The organism is Bacillus cereus, assembly GCF_002577405.1.
GTDB classification, from domain to species: Bacteria; Bacillota; Bacilli; order Bacillales; family Bacillaceae_G; genus Bacillus_A; species Bacillus_A cereus_AU.
On the sequence record NZ_NULR01000006.1, the window covers coordinates 149,177 to 162,688 of the forward strand.

Here is a 13,512-nt window from a genome sequence, read left to right on the forward strand (position 1 = left end):
ATACCTACAAGGCTCTTTAGTAGAGTGTAGGTACAACGGGAATAACCCTTGTGCCTACACGTTTTCACGTTAGGTTCAAGGGTTTCATGTATGATGATGTAATTGTGTAAGCATTTTAATAGATTGTATTGTATTCATAATACTTACTCCCTTTCTCCTCTGATTTTCACATAGTATATAACAGTTAATTCTGAATGTAAATAGATTTTCAATATTCCGTTATTTCTTAATATATAGCTACTTCCCTTTCGTACTCTTCAATTTCTTGTCCATATTGCATTGTAATGCTGATTTCATCTAGGCCATTTACTAATTTTTCTTTCCACATTTTCTCGATTGTAAAATGGAATCTGTGTGTGTTCGTAGTAATTACTTCATTCTCTAAATCAACTTCTATTTGATCTCTCGCGTCCGTCTTAGTAAGTTTTTCGCGCATATCTTTATCCATTACAATCGGTAACATGCCATTCTTCATACAATTCATATAAAAAATATCAGCAAATCCACCAGCGATAATAACGCGGAAACCGTAATCAGCAAGCGCCCACGGAGCATGTTCTCTGGAAGAGCCACACCCAAAATTATCACCCGTAATTAATATACTCGCACCTTTTCTTTCTGGTGCATTAAGCGGAAAATTAGGTTTTTCATGCCGCTCATTATCATAACGCCACTCATCAAATAAATATTTTCCAAATCCCGTCCTTTCAATTCTCTTTAAGTATTGCTTCGGAATAATTTGATCTGTATCAATGTTATCATTCATAAGTACTACGGTAGTACCTTTATGAATACGAAATGGCTCCATCATAACTCTCCTTTCTAATATCAACAAAATGACCATATAACGCAGCCGCTGCCGCCATTGCTGGGCTAACTAAATGCGTTCGTGCGCCTTTTCCTTGTCTTCCTTCAAAATTTCGATTTGAAGTAGATGCACAATGTTCTCCTTCAGGCACTTGATCCGGATTCATTCCAAGACACATTGAACATCCGGGCTCTCTCCATTCAAATCCAGCTTCTTCAAATATGTGATGCAATCCTTTTTGCATCGCGGCTTCTCTTACTCTTTTAGACCCAGGCACAACAAGTGCTCGCACACCGTCTTTTACCTTTCTCCCTTTCACAACAGATGCGGCAATTTCTAAATCGGATAATCGAGAATTTGTACAAGATCCAATAAAGACATGCTTAACTGGAATTTCATACGTACTTTGTCCAGGGCTTAATCCCATATACGAAAATGCTCTTTCATCATTTGCATCATGCTTTTCTGGCAACTTTTCATCAATACGAACACCCATACTCGGATTTGTTCCCCAAGTAACGTACGGTGCTAAATCCGTAACATCTATCGAAATATGTAAATCATAAACTGCATCTGAATCTGTATAAAGTTCCGACCATTTTTTCTTAATAGATTCATAGTCTTTCGGTGCATATTTACGCCCTTTTACATAAGAAAATGTTTTTTCATCTGGTGCGATAATACCCGCTTTTGCTCCCCCTTCAATTGCCATATTGCAAAGCGTCATCCTCTCTTCCATCTCCATATCATGAATCGTCTCTCCGTAAAATTCCATTACATATCCAGTTCCAACTGCTACACCGTACTTTGAAAGGAGATGTAAAATAATATCTTTCGCATAAACACCTTGCGGTAACTTTCCTTTTAACTCAATGCCCATCGCTTTCGGCTTTCGTTGCCATAACGTTTGCGTTGCCAATACATGTTCCACTTCACTCGTACCAATACCAAACGCTAGTGCACCAAAAGCACCGTGTGTTGCTGTATGGCTATCACCACAAACAATCGTTTTTCCCGGTTGTGTGAGTCCAAGTTCTGGCCCGATAACATGAACAATCCCTTGCTCTTCATCACCAATATCTGCTAATGGCACCTGAAATTGTTTGCAGTTTTCACGAAGTGTATCTAATTGTTGCTTTGCAATGCGATCGGTAATATTCCAAACATCTTTCGTTGGAATATTATGATCCATTGTTGCAAATGTTAAATCCGGTCTCCGGACCGTTCGATTTGCCAGCCGCAAGCCTTCAAAGGCTTGCGGTGACGTTACTTCATGAACGAGATGAAGATCGATATATAATAAATCCAATCCATTCTCGTTTGTCGCAACTACATGTCTCTCCCAAAGCTTATCTAGTAATCTTTTTTCCATTATCGTCCTCTCCCTACTAGCGCTTGCTCTTCCATCTCTTGCATAACTGCCTTCGTAAATGAAGTTGTCGTTTCATCCCCCCCGATATCTGCTGTACATTTTCCTGATTTAAGAACTGCAGAAATTGCGAATTCAATCGCATACCCTTCTCTCGTTAATCCAAATGATTGCCCAAGCATCATTGCAACAGAACGCATCATCGCAATTGGATTCACCTTATTTTTCCCAGCAATGTCCGGTGCTGATCCGTGAATAGGTTCGTATAACGAAGGGCCATTTTCAGCGTGACTTGCTGATGGAAGCATTCCTAATGATCCAGCCAATACAGAAGCCTCATCACTTAAAATATCACCAAATAAATTCTCTGTTACAATAACGTCAAATCTCCTTGGATTCCGAATTAACTCCATAGCAGCTGCATCTACTAAAATATGCTCTAATTCCACATTTGGATAGCGCAGTGCTACTTCCTCTGTTACGGTTCTCCATAGTTTACTAGACTCTAAAACATTTGCCTTATCAATTGATGTTACTTTTTTCTTCCGCTTACTCGCTAATTGAAAAGCATACGAAACGATACGTTCAATTTCATGGCGATGATACGTAAGTGTATCTGTCGCTACTTCTTCCGTTCGTTCTTTCGGATAAGAAAAATAGATTCCTCCTGTTAATTCACGAACAACAACGAAATCAATTTCTTCAGCGTTTTTCAATGGAGATAAATGTGCAGTTTCACTTTCTACTGTTACAGGACGGACATTCGCAAATACACCGAGTCCTTTTCTTAATGCTAATAATCCTTTCTCCGGCCTTTCTTTCGCATGATCCCACCTTGGTCCACCCACTGCGCCAAGTAAAACCGCATCACTCGCTAAACAGGCGGCAAGCGTTCGCTGTGGTAATGGCTGACCAGTTAAATCAATAGCAGCCCCGCCAAAACACTCATCTTGCAAATGAAAATGATGTCCATATAGCCTCTCTACCATATGCAATACTGCCTTCGCACTTTCCATAATTTCCGGGCCAACACCATCACCAGCTAAACAAACGATACGTTTTTCCAATGTAAACACTCCTTCTTTATCTGAATTTTCAGAACTTTAATTTGATAGGTGAGGAAAGTTTCCCTCACCTATCAAAAACTTACTTTACAAGTGATATAAAAGATTTCAATTTCCCTGCTGCATGGACGTAAGCTCTCGCCGATGCTTCCAATACGTCTTGCGCAACACCAAAACCTGATACTTGATGAGTTCCTTCTTTCAATTCAACATGAACGTGAGCAAGTGCGTCTTGACCTTGTGTAATAGATTGTATGCGATAATCTGCCAATTCACATTCTAAACCTAAAATTCTTTGGATTGCATTGTATATTGCCTCAATACTTCCAGAACCAGTTGCTGCATCTTCGTATACATTTCCTTCCTCATCTTCCAGAACGACTGTCGCGCATTGTGTACTATTGGATACGAAATGTACTTGCAATTGCGTAATGTTATATTGCTGCGCTGCAAATGCTGCTTCACCAAGCATAAGTGCCCGTAAATCTTCTTCTGTAATTTCCTTTTTACGATCTGCCAATTTTTTAAATGCCTCAAACACCACATCCCGTTCTTCTTTTGTAAACTCATAACCAAGCTCTTTCATTTTTTCCGTAAACGCATGACGCCCAGAATGTTTACCAAGTACAAATAAGTTTTGAGATTCTCCTATAAGTGACGGTTCAATAATTTCATATGTCGTTACTTCCTTTAAAACACCATCTTGATGAATACCCGATTCATGAGCAAAAGCATTTGCTCCAACGATTGCTTTATTTTTCGGTACAACCATACCTGTTAAACGACTTACTAACGTACTTGTCGATTTAATCTCTTTTAGTGTCATAGAAGACTCCGCTTTATAGAAATCTTTCCTAATATGAAGAGCAACTGCGACCTCTTCTAGAGCTGCATTCCCCGCTCTTTCTCCAATTCCATTAATTGTTCCTTCTACTTGCAGTCCTCCACCTTCAACCGCAGCTAATGAATTTGCTACTGCCATCCCAAGATCATCGTGACAGTGACAAGAGAAAATTGCTTTTTCATACGAAGGAACAGATTCTTGTAAGTATTTAAATAAAGAATAGTATTCTTCTGGGTTCGTATATCCAACTGTATCCGGAATATTAATTACATTCGCTCCTGCGCGAATCGCTACTTCTACTGCTTCAGCTAAAAATGCCCTTGATGTTCTTGTCGCATCTTCTGCAGAAAATTGTACTGTCGGAAATAATGATTTTCCGAGCGTAACCGAGCGATGAATACTATCTAACACATCTTCTTTTGACATACAAAGCTTATATTTCATATGAATGTCACTCGTAGCTAAAAATACGTGTAGACGAGGAGATACAGCACCTTTCACAGCTTCATAGGCTCTTCGAATATCACTTTCTTTCGCCCTAGCTAAACTCATAACCGTAGCATTTTGAATGGTATTTGCGATACGTTTTACCGATTGAAAATCACCTTCAGAAGCTGCTGCGAATCCCGCCTCCATTACATTAATACCAAGTCTCTCTAGTTGCCTTGCAATCTGTAATTTCTCTTGTTCATTTAAATTAACTCCTGGTGATTGTTCGCCATCACGAAGCGTCGTATCCATGAACAAAATCTGCTTCATATTATTTAATCCCTACCTTTACTCGCGGTTGTACGAAAGGCATCATTTCACGTAATTTACGTCCAACTACTTCGATTTCATGTTCATTTTCTTTCTCATTTGTCGCCTGGAAATTTGGTCTTCCTGCTTTATGCTCTGCAATCCATCCTCTTGCAAATGTACCATCTTGAATTTCCGCTAGTACTTCACCCATTGCTTTCTTCGTATCTTCAGTAACAACACGTGGTCCTGATACGAAGTCTCCCCACTGCGCTGTATCCGAAACTGAATATCTCATATTTTCAAGTCCACCTTCATACATAAGGTCAACAATTAGTTTTAGTTCATGTAAACATTCAAAATATGCAAGTTCAGGTTGATATCCTGCATCAACTAACGTTTCAAACCCTGCTTTTACAAGCGCAGTCACTCCGCCGCAAAGTACAGCTTGCTCTCCAAATAAATCTGTTTCTGTTTCTTCTTTAAACGTCGTCTCTAATACACCTGCTCTCGTAGCTCCAATTCCGTCAGCATAAGAAAGTGCCTTTTCGTTCGCAACTCCTGTTGCATCTTGATATACTGCAAATAATGCTGGAACAGCACCTCCCTCACTAAACGTACGGCGCACTAGATGCCCAGGACCTTTTGGCGCTACTAGAAATACATCTACATTCGCCGGTGGTTTTACTTGATCAAAGTGAACATTAAACCCATGTGCGAACACGAGAGAATTTCCTGCCTGTAAATTTGGTGCAATTTCCGCTTCATATACTTCCGGCTGCAGTTCATCAGGTAGTAGAATCATTACTACATCTGCTTTTTTTGCTGCTTCTGCTACTGTATATACAGAAAAGCCATCTTCTTTCGCTTTATCCCAAGACTTCCCTTTCCTTAACCCTACTACTACATCAAATCCGTTATCACGTAAGTTTTGTGCATGCGCATGACCTTGCGAACCATATCCGATGATTGCTACTTTCTTTTCCTTTAATACATTTACCGTTACGTCTTTTTCATAATAAACTTTTGCCATTTTCTTTTCCCCCTATATTTAAATGATTATTGAATTAACATAACTTGCTTATCTTGCTTTTTCATACTACGTGTAAATGCTGTTACACCTGTTCTCGCAATTTCTTTCAAACCGTATGGTCGAAGTAATTCAATTAACGCTTCCACTTTATCCTGCGTACCTGTTACTTGCACAACTATGGAATCCTTCCCAACATCTATTACAGCGGCTCGAAACGGTTCAATTAAACTATATAATTCCGCCCTTGCTACAGAAGTTGCTACTTTAATAAGAGCAAGTTCTCTAGCAATCATTGCTTCTTCTGTAATATCTGATACTTTCAGAACATCGATTTGCTTATGAAGTTGTTTAATTAACTGCTCAACTTGCTGTTCACTTTCCACATGCACAACTATCGTCATCCGTGAAATATCCGATGATTCTGTATGCCCTACTGAAATACTTTCAATATTAAAATGCCTTCGGGTCATAACACCTGTAATTCTATTTAACACACCGCTCTGATTACGAACTGTCGCTGTAACAATTCTCTTCACCTTTTTTCCACTCCTTCCATTTGGTGAACACCTTTCCCTGGCGCAACCATCGGCATAACTTTCTCAGATTGAAGTACACGGCAATCAATTAAGACTGGTTCTTGTAATTCAATCGCATGCTTCAATTGCTTCTTTGCAAGAAGTGGATCATCAATACGAACACCTTTTATACCATACGCATTCGCAAGAGCGACAAAATCTGGTTGACACGACAATAAAGAATGTGAATATCTTTGATTATAAAATTCGTCTTGCCATTGCCTTACCATCCCTAAAGCTTCATTATTTAAAATAAATACTTTAACGGGTAAAGAATGTTCTTTTAATACACTTAATTCTTGCAATGTCATTTGAAATCCAGCGTCACCGACAATTGCAATGACTAGTTCATCTGGCTTTGCAATTTGTGCACCAATTGCTGCCGGAAATCCAAACCCCATCGTCCCTAGCCCTCCAGAAGTTACCCATTTATCTGGATTTTTCAGCGGATAGTATTGTGCTGCCCACATTTGATGTTGCCCAACGTCTGTTGTTACAATCGCTTCTCCTTTCGTGATTTCATATAACATATCAATCGCGTATTGAGGTTTAATACTTTCAGAATTTCGTTTATAAGTTAATGGATACTTTTCTTTTCTACTCTTTAATAAAGAGAGCCATTCATGATGATTTTCTTTCCTTCCATCTGTTTGAAGTAATACTTCTAACGCCCGCTTAGCACTTGCAACAATAGGAATTTCAGTCGGCACATTTTTCCCAATTTCTGCTGGATCAATATCGATATGTGCGACAGTCGCCCCTTTAGCAAAATAAGCTAAATTCCCAGTAAGACGATCGTCAAATCTCGCACCTATATTAATCAGTAAATCGCATTCATATAACGCCATATTGGCTGTATAAGAACCGTGCATTCCCCCCATCCCAAGAAATAATTTATCATCTGGTGGAAAACCACCAAGGCCAAGTAATGTATGCACAACAGGAATTTCATATTTACGAGCAAAGCTTGTTAATTTTTTTGATGCTTTTGCATGCAATACACCCGCTCCAGCTAAAATTAACGGCTTTTTTGAAGTCGCAATCGCTTGTAATAATTTGTTTATTTGTAGTAGATTCGGTTCGTAATTAGGCTGGTATCCTGGTAAATCCATTTGTACATCACTACATCGCTCACCTTGCTCTACTACCATATCTTTTGGAAGGTCAATTACGACTGGACCCGGTCTTCCTGTTCTAGCGATATGAAATGCTTCTTTAATAATTCGGGGTAAATCCGATGCTTTTCGCACTTGATAATTATGTTTTGTCACCGGCATCGTAAGCCCCATAATATCAGCTTCTTGGAAAGCATCACTCCCGATTAACGTTGTTGCTACTTGCCCTGTAAATACAACAAGTGGCAATGAATCGATCATCGCGTCAGCTAGACCAGTAATAACATTTGTAGCACCAGGACCGCTTGTTGCAATTACAACTCCTGGATTCCCAGTAATTCTGGCATACCCTTCAGCGGCGTGAATCGCACCTTGCTCATGCCTTGTTAAAATATGCGGAATTTCACAGTCATAAAGTGCATCATATAAAGGTAAAACCGCACCTCCTGGATAACCGAAAATCACTTCTACTCCTTCCTTTTCTAGCGCTTCTAACAATAGCTGTGCACCAGTTGCCAGTTTCTCTTCCGTTTTTGAAGACATTATTCTTATAAGCCCCCTTTTAAAAACTTTTATAAATAAAAAAAATCCTACGTCCACACTCCAGCTATGTGCTGAAGGGACGAAAGATTTCGCGGTACCACCCTTCTTCGCAAGAATACTCTTGCCTCAGTGACCCATAAATGAGTCTAGCTAATAACGGAGCTACCGTCTAAGCCTAGACAAACGCTTCAGCTTAGCACTCAAGGGCGATGTTCGTCGACGTGAACCATCGGTTTTCAGCAACCACCGACTCTCTGTGAGGCTTCACAATCAACTACTACTCCCTATCAACGCTTTATCATGTCATAAAGGATTATTATCCAACTTTATTTTCTTCGTAAATTTTCTCACCATCTTCTACAACTAATTTACGGAATTCTTCTAATAGACGATTCGTATTTGGACCTGTTTTTCCTAAACCAATCGTTCTACCATCTACTGTCGTAACAGCAATGACTTCAGCAGCTGTTCCTGTTAAAAACACTTCATCAGCTACATATACATCATGTCTTGTAAATAACTCTTCTCTTACGTCATACCCAAGTTTTTCACCTATTTCTAAAATTGCGTTTCGCGTAATACCTTCTAACGCTCCAGCAGAACTAGGCGGTGTAATTAACTTATTTCCTTTTACAATAAATACGTTATCTCCAGAGCCTTCAGCTACGTATCCTTGATCATTTAACATAAGTGCTTCTTGTACGCCAGCTAATTTCGCCTCAATGCGAACTAAAATATTATTTAAGTAATTTAAAGATTTTACTTGTGGCGACAAAACATCCGGACGATTACGACGCGTTGCAACTGTTATAATCGGAATTCCTTTTTCATAATATTCTTGCGGGAATAAAGATAGTTGTTCTGCGATTACCACTACATTCGGTTTCTTACAAGAATCAGGATCTAAGCCAAGATTCCCTGCTCCCCTTGATACAACAAGGCGAATATATCCATTAGATAATTTATTTTGTCGAATCGTCTCAACAACAATATTTGTTACTTCATCTAACGAATATGGAATTTCTAACATAATGGATTTTGCTGATTCATATAACCGGACAAGATGCTCCCTCAAACGGAAAACATTACCGCTATAAACTCTAATCCCTTCAAATACGCCATCGCCATATAAATAGCCATGATCGTATACTGAAACTTTTGCTTCGTCTTTTGGAACAAATTCTCCATTTAAGAAAATCCATTGCTCGTTCACTGGAAAGCGCCCCCTATGTTCTATGATTTTTTTATTGTTTCCTAGTTTACTCTCCTTTCCAAATAAATCAAGTGAATTTTTAGAAAATTTTTAATTTTTAATCGTACGTACATCTTTGATTATATTGATTTAACAACATTGTTAACGTTTACAAAAAGTCAAAAAATTTTTTTCGCCAATTTCCACTAAAAAAAATATTTGTTTAAAAGAAGGAGTTTCGTCAATTAATACGAATCTATTGTATTCAATAAACGGACGTCCGATTTTACAAATTCGGGAATATATAACGACTTTTGCTGAAAAAGGGGGAAAATAAAAAAATTAACGCTGTCTAAAAATAACATTCATATTTTTCATTTCAGAATCATAATCCTATTTTTAAAAAACAATTTGTCAAAATGAAGGAGGAAATAAATATGGCGTGTGTACAAATTAAAGGAACGAGACAAGAGGTAGTAGAAATGCTACAACTATTTGATCTAATGGATACGAAAGGGTTTTGTAAATTCGATAATTACGTTGAAGTAGAACCAAATAGCAGGAAACATAACAACTATACAGCTTCAATCGATATTCAATCTAATAACAGTTCAGCACAAGATACATTAAATGATCAATTCGTTAGTCAAATGCTTACTGGTGTATATAACGACTAAACAAATATTCTCTTCCTACCATCTTTTCATAAATATATGCTATGTACTTGAGCATACTAGCAACTAGATGGTAGGAGGTGAGAATTATGGCTAAAATCGGCGTTGAGAACTCTTTAACTGATGTTCAACAAGCTCTTCAGCAACAAGGACATGAAGTCGTTTCACTTAACTCTGAAAATGATGCACATGGGTGCGATTGTTGCGTTGTAACCGGGCAAGATTCTAATATGATGGGCATTGCAGATGCATCGATAAAAGGATCTGTAATTAAAGCACATGGTTTAACAACGGATGAAATTTGTCAACAAGTTGAAAGCCGTACTTAAAAATGAAAGAGGACTCCTTTTGGAAAGGAGTCCTCTTTTTTATATTCACCTAACGGGAAAGTAACATATACTGGATGAAAGCCCTACCTCTCTCTCATCATTACGGTTCCACTGACCGCTCCTTGATTCACTAGTATACATATAAAGCTTACAAATACAATTTATAGGGTTTGTTCACAAAAGTTGTTGGTAAGATTACCCGATCTTTCGCAAACTTTTCGTATTATATTCATAAGAGTTATTTACTTTACACTAGCTGTAACCGAGACACGAATTAAAATTTTAACACCAATACAATAACTTGTCAACATTTTTCCACAAATTAAAAACAGACAGTAACGGTTTGTCTGTTTTAGAATGGAGCTTTTTCTTTAATTACATATACAACAAAGCCGCTTACTAACATAAATAAGCCAACTACTAAGTTTTTAATGTTAATCATAAATTCCTCTCCCTTATTCCTTACATCATATATATTTACAGTTCAATTATTCCGATCATCTCAAAGCGCACTTTTTCTAATATATCATAATTCCTAAAAAATGCAAGTTCACCTTTAGCGATCGTTCACAAATTTATCTACAGTGCTTGGTACAGCATTTAAAGCTTTTTCAATTAAATGTGTACTACTGTTAAGGTGCAAAACTTGTACGCCATTAGAACCAACTACTAAAAAAGCCACTGGACTAATGGAAACCCCAGCACCACTTCCGCCTCCAAATGGATGGCTTTGCTTGTTCTCTTTATGCTGGCCTTGTCCGCCATTATGTTTTTCAGTAGTGAAATCCCCTTTAAAGTCACTTCCACCAGCTCCAAAACCAAAAGCCACTTGAGATACCGTTAATACTACCTTTCCGTCAGCTGTTGAAACTGGACTTCCAACAATCGTATTTACATCTACCATCTCTTTTAAATTTGTCATTGCTGTTTTCATTAAATTTTCAATTGGATGTTCCATTATGTACTACACCCTTTCTTCATTATTCCTTTTTATACTTTCCAAAATAGAGGAAGTCATACTAAGTTTTCCTATTTAGAAAAAACAATTTCCTCCTTCCAAATGGATATTACTCCCTGTACAAGCTCGAATAAAAAGGAAAAAGAGATACATACTACTATTGAACCTTGTTATGAAAGGAGTCATGACTTTGACTGAGAAATTTGATGAGTATAAAAAAAGAGATAGAATAGATAGTGATTATAGTGACTATAAAGAAGAATACGCAGCTGAGGTCGCACCACAGCACATTGATTTCGATGATAAAGATGATAAAAATGATGTAAGATCATCTGCTGCTGGATCGACTGCTGGATTTATTGCTCTTGCTTTAGCAATATTATCACTCTTCACATTCCCAACACTATTTGGTCTTGTGTCTGTGTTACTAGGAATTTACGCTTACAATCGCGGAGCTACTGTAACTGGTAGTATCGCTGCGATTGTGGGTGGTATTGCAGCACTTGTCGCGATTTTATTCCGTGTAGCACTTATCGGCTTATTGTTTTCCCTTTTTTAAAAAAAAGAAAAAGGTATCTCGCTTTTTGCGAGATACCTTATCCTGTAAATACATCTTCCGATGGATATTTTATTTTTTGTTTTGCTGGGCGCGCTAAAGAAAACACAAGTGTTAACGGTCCAATTAATCCACAAAACATAACAAACATAATAATACATTTGCCGAACGCTGATAGCTTCGCAGTAATCCCCATCGTTAATCCCACTGTACCAAACGCTGAAATTGTCTCAAATAATAACTGAATAAAACTGAAGTCTTCTGTAAGCATTAATACAAATACAGCCGTGAAAATAAGGATTTGACTGGCTACGACAATCGCCAGCGCTCTCGTTACTGTCGACATTTTAATGGTACGCTGAAATAAAACGATTTCCTCCTTCTTTCTAAAGAAAGAAAGGACAGATGTAATTAAAATAACAAACGTTGTTAATTTAATCCCTCCACCTGTTGATACACTTCCTGCACCAATAAACATTAAAACCATCGTAAATAATATAGTTGATTCTTCCATACCTCCATAGTCAACCGTATTAAAACCAGCTGTCCGTGGTGTAATGCCTTGGAAGAAAGAAGCCCATAACTTTTCATTTAAAGATAAATTCCCTAACGTTTTCACATTATTATATTCCAATACAAAAACCACAATCATCGCTATAACATTTAGCGCTACCGTTCCAACAATCATAATTTTGGAATGAAGCGATAGTTTTCGAAAACTGCGACTATACCATATATCAATTAATACGGTAAAACCAAGGCCACCTATTACAATTAAAGAGCAAATCCCAATATTAATAATAGGATCTCCTACATACCTTGTTAAATTATCCGGCCAAAGAGCAAAGCCAGCATTATTATAGGATGCAATTACATGGAATACACTATAGTATAAACCTTTTCCAAAACCGAACTCTGGAATAAAGCGAAAGGATAAAAAGACCACTCCAATAAGCTCAATACAAATAGAAAAAATAAAAACTCGTTTCACTAATTTTACAAGACCACCGATATTTGTTTGATTAAAAGCTTCTCCAATTAATAATCGGTGACGTAAACCAATTTTTTTACCTAATACCCAAACAATTAAGATGGCAATTGTCATAAGACCGAGACCACCTGTTTGAATTAAAAACATAATAACAATTTCACCAAACATCGTAAACGTACTTGCAGTATCTACAACTCCTAAACCCGTTACAGTCGCTGCCGACGTAGCTGTAAAGAAAGCATCTACCCAACTAATATGTACTTTCGTTGCAAACGGTAACTTTAATAGCAAACCTCCAACCACAATTAAACAAAAAAAGCCTAATGCTAATATTTGTGGCGGGTTTAATCGTATAAAACGATTATATAACCATTGTCTTTTGGCTACTTGCATATTCACTAACTCCCTTATTCTCCTCATAAATAAAAGCTTTTTAAGAGCCCAACGTAGTTGAGCATAATCCTTTTTTTCATAGATTTCAACTTTTATTTATATTCGGACTTCATTTCCTCTTATAACGGAAAACTTTCTATTATAACTCGCTTTACTCTACAACTCTTACAACAATAACTTCATATCTATCATTTTTCAAATCCCCATATCTTTCACTCTATGTTCACATGGGGGTCACATCTATCTTTTATAGTATACATATCGAAGCTGTTCCTCCCTAATTTATAAGACATTCCCCAGTGTCTAGAAGCAGCTTCCATCCCTAATTAA

Annotated in this window: 14 protein-coding genes, 1 pseudogene and 1 other annotated feature; of the genes and pseudogenes, 3 read left to right on the forward strand and 12 right to left on the reverse strand. The window is 37.6% G+C overall.

Translation table 11 applies throughout. The features are described from left to right. Positions 1-226: 226 nt before the first annotated feature. The 9 genes and pseudogenes from leuD to COC96_RS28355 all read right to left on the reverse strand — a co-directional run bounded on the left by leuD (position 227) and on the right by COC96_RS28355 (position 9,659). On the reverse strand, positions 227-808 hold the full coding sequence (gene leuD, locus COC96_RS09075) for a 3-isopropylmalate dehydratase small subunit (protein WP_098267156.1): 582 nt from the start codon (positions 806-808) through the stop codon (positions 227-229). Continuing rightward, positions 786-2,180: a 3-isopropylmalate dehydratase large subunit gene (leuC, locus tag COC96_RS09080; RefSeq protein ID WP_098267155.1), complete on the reverse strand. Its 1,395-nt coding sequence runs from the start codon at positions 2,178-2,180 to the stop codon at positions 786-788. Before leuC ends, leuD begins: the two co-directional genes overlap by 23 nt. After that, the gene (gene leuB, locus COC96_RS09085) at positions 2,180-3,244 is read right to left on the reverse strand and encodes a 3-isopropylmalate dehydrogenase (protein ID WP_098267154.1); all 1,065 of its coding nucleotides are present in this window, start codon (positions 3,242-3,244) and stop codon (positions 2,180-2,182) included. Before leuB ends, leuC begins: the two co-directional genes overlap by 1 nt. Positions 3,245-3,323: 79 nt before the next feature. Continuing rightward, positions 3,324-4,844, reverse strand: a complete 1,521-nt coding sequence (leuA, locus tag COC96_RS09090) for a 2-isopropylmalate synthase (protein ID WP_098768664.1) — start codon at positions 4,842-4,844, stop codon at positions 3,324-3,326. A gap of 1 nt (position 4,845) precedes the next feature. Further along, entirely contained in the window at positions 4,846-5,856 is a 1,011-nt protein-coding gene (gene ilvC, locus COC96_RS09095) for a ketol-acid reductoisomerase (RefSeq protein ID WP_098267152.1), read from the reverse strand. Between the two features lie 26 nt (positions 5,857-5,882). Next, a complete protein-coding gene (gene ilvN / locus COC96_RS09100; protein ID WP_000822952.1) occupies positions 5,883-6,392 on the reverse strand; it encodes an acetolactate synthase small subunit in 510 nt (169 codons plus the stop codon). After that, the gene (gene ilvB, locus COC96_RS09105) at positions 6,389-8,089 is read right to left on the reverse strand and encodes an acetolactate synthase large subunit (RefSeq protein ID WP_098267151.1); all 1,701 of its coding nucleotides are present in this window, start codon (positions 8,087-8,089) and stop codon (positions 6,389-6,391) included. The genes ilvN and ilvB overlap by 4 nt, the downstream gene beginning before the upstream one ends. Before the next feature lie 72 nt (positions 8,090-8,161). Then, positions 8,162-8,389 (reverse strand) — a binding site (T-box leader). 16 nt (positions 8,390-8,405) lie between these two features. Continuing rightward, positions 8,406-9,302 carry a branched-chain-amino-acid transaminase gene (ilvE, locus tag COC96_RS09110; protein WP_097902404.1) on the reverse strand — a complete coding sequence of 299 codons (897 nt, stop codon included), beginning with the start codon at positions 9,300-9,302 and terminating at the stop codon, positions 8,406-8,408. A gap of 141 nt (positions 9,303-9,443) precedes the next feature. Further along, positions 9,444-9,659: pseudogene (locus COC96_RS28355) on the reverse strand (hypothetical protein). A 59-nt stretch (positions 9,660-9,718) separates the two neighbouring features. Between COC96_RS28355 and COC96_RS09120 the strand changes: the two are divergent. Together COC96_RS09120 and COC96_RS09125 are read left to right on the forward strand one after the other, a co-directional pair. Continuing rightward, the gene (locus COC96_RS09120; protein WP_002011724.1) at positions 9,719-9,958 is read left to right on the forward strand and encodes a DUF3911 family protein; all 240 of its coding nucleotides are present in this window, start codon (positions 9,719-9,721) and stop codon (positions 9,956-9,958) included. 86 nt (positions 9,959-10,044) lie between these two features. Then, positions 10,045-10,284, forward strand: coding sequence for a YkuS family protein (locus tag COC96_RS09125; RefSeq protein ID WP_141436224.1), 240 nt, complete (start codon positions 10,045-10,047; stop codon positions 10,282-10,284). 352 nt (positions 10,285-10,636) lie between these two features. Here COC96_RS09125 and COC96_RS09135 read toward each other — a convergent pair whose 3' ends face one another. Both COC96_RS09135 and ytfJ read right to left on the reverse strand, forming a co-directional pair. Beyond that, positions 10,637-10,726 carry a hypothetical protein gene (locus COC96_RS09135; RefSeq protein ID WP_000608227.1) on the reverse strand — a complete coding sequence of 30 codons (90 nt, stop codon included), beginning with the start codon at positions 10,724-10,726 and terminating at the stop codon, positions 10,637-10,639. A 114-nt stretch (positions 10,727-10,840) separates the two neighbouring features. Beyond that, on the reverse strand, positions 10,841-11,242 hold the full coding sequence (gene ytfJ, locus COC96_RS09140) for a GerW family sporulation protein (protein ID WP_098267149.1): 402 nt from the start codon (positions 11,240-11,242) through the stop codon (positions 10,841-10,843). A gap of 190 nt (positions 11,243-11,432) precedes the next feature. On the opposite strand from ytfJ, the gene COC96_RS09145 reads away from it, so the two are divergent. After that, positions 11,433-11,801: an imidazole glycerol phosphate synthase gene (locus tag COC96_RS09145; RefSeq protein ID WP_098267148.1), complete on the forward strand. Its 369-nt coding sequence runs from the start codon at positions 11,433-11,435 to the stop codon at positions 11,799-11,801. A 37-nt stretch (positions 11,802-11,838) separates the two neighbouring features. Here COC96_RS09145 and COC96_RS09150 read toward each other — a convergent pair whose 3' ends face one another. Continuing rightward, the gene (locus tag COC96_RS09150) at positions 11,839-13,182 is read right to left on the reverse strand and encodes a TrkH family potassium uptake protein (protein ID WP_098267147.1); all 1,344 of its coding nucleotides are present in this window, start codon (positions 13,180-13,182) and stop codon (positions 11,839-11,841) included. Positions 13,183-13,512: the final 330 nt, after the last annotated feature.

Bases quoted from the DNA above. Each gene is read 5' to 3' on its own strand.
- leuD (WP_098267156.1), bottom strand. From the start codon at position 808: ATGGAGCCATTTCGTATTCATAAAGGTACTACCGTAGTACTTATGAAT.
- leuC (WP_098267155.1), bottom strand. From the start codon at position 2,180: ATGGAAAAAAGATTACTAGATAAGCTTTGGGAGAGACATGTAGTTGCG.
- leuA (WP_098768664.1), bottom strand. From the start codon at position 4,844: ATGAAGCAGATTTTGTTCATGGATACGACGCTTCGTGATGGCGAACAA.
- ilvC (WP_098267152.1), bottom strand. From the start codon at position 5,856: ATGGCAAAAGTTTATTATGAAAAAGACGTAACGGTAAATGTATTAAAG.
- ilvB (WP_098267151.1), bottom strand. From the start codon at position 8,089: ATGTCTTCAAAAACGGAAGAGAAACTGGCAACTGGTGCACAGCTATTG.
- COC96_RS09120 (WP_002011724.1), top strand. From the start codon at position 9,719: ATGGCGTGTGTACAAATTAAAGGAACGAGACAAGAGGTAGTAGAAATG.
- COC96_RS09125 (WP_141436224.1), top strand. From the start codon at position 10,045: ATGGCTAAAATCGGCGTTGAGAACTCTTTAACTGATGTTCAACAAGCT.
- COC96_RS09135 (WP_000608227.1), bottom strand. From the start codon at position 10,726: ATGATTAACATTAAAAACTTAGTAGTTGGCTTATTTATGTTAGTAAGC.
- ytfJ (WP_098267149.1), bottom strand. From the start codon at position 11,242: ATGGAACATCCAATTGAAAATTTAATGAAAACAGCAATGACAAATTTA.
- COC96_RS09150 (WP_098267147.1), bottom strand. From the start codon at position 13,182: ATGCAAGTAGCCAAAAGACAATGGTTATATAATCGTTTTATACGATTA.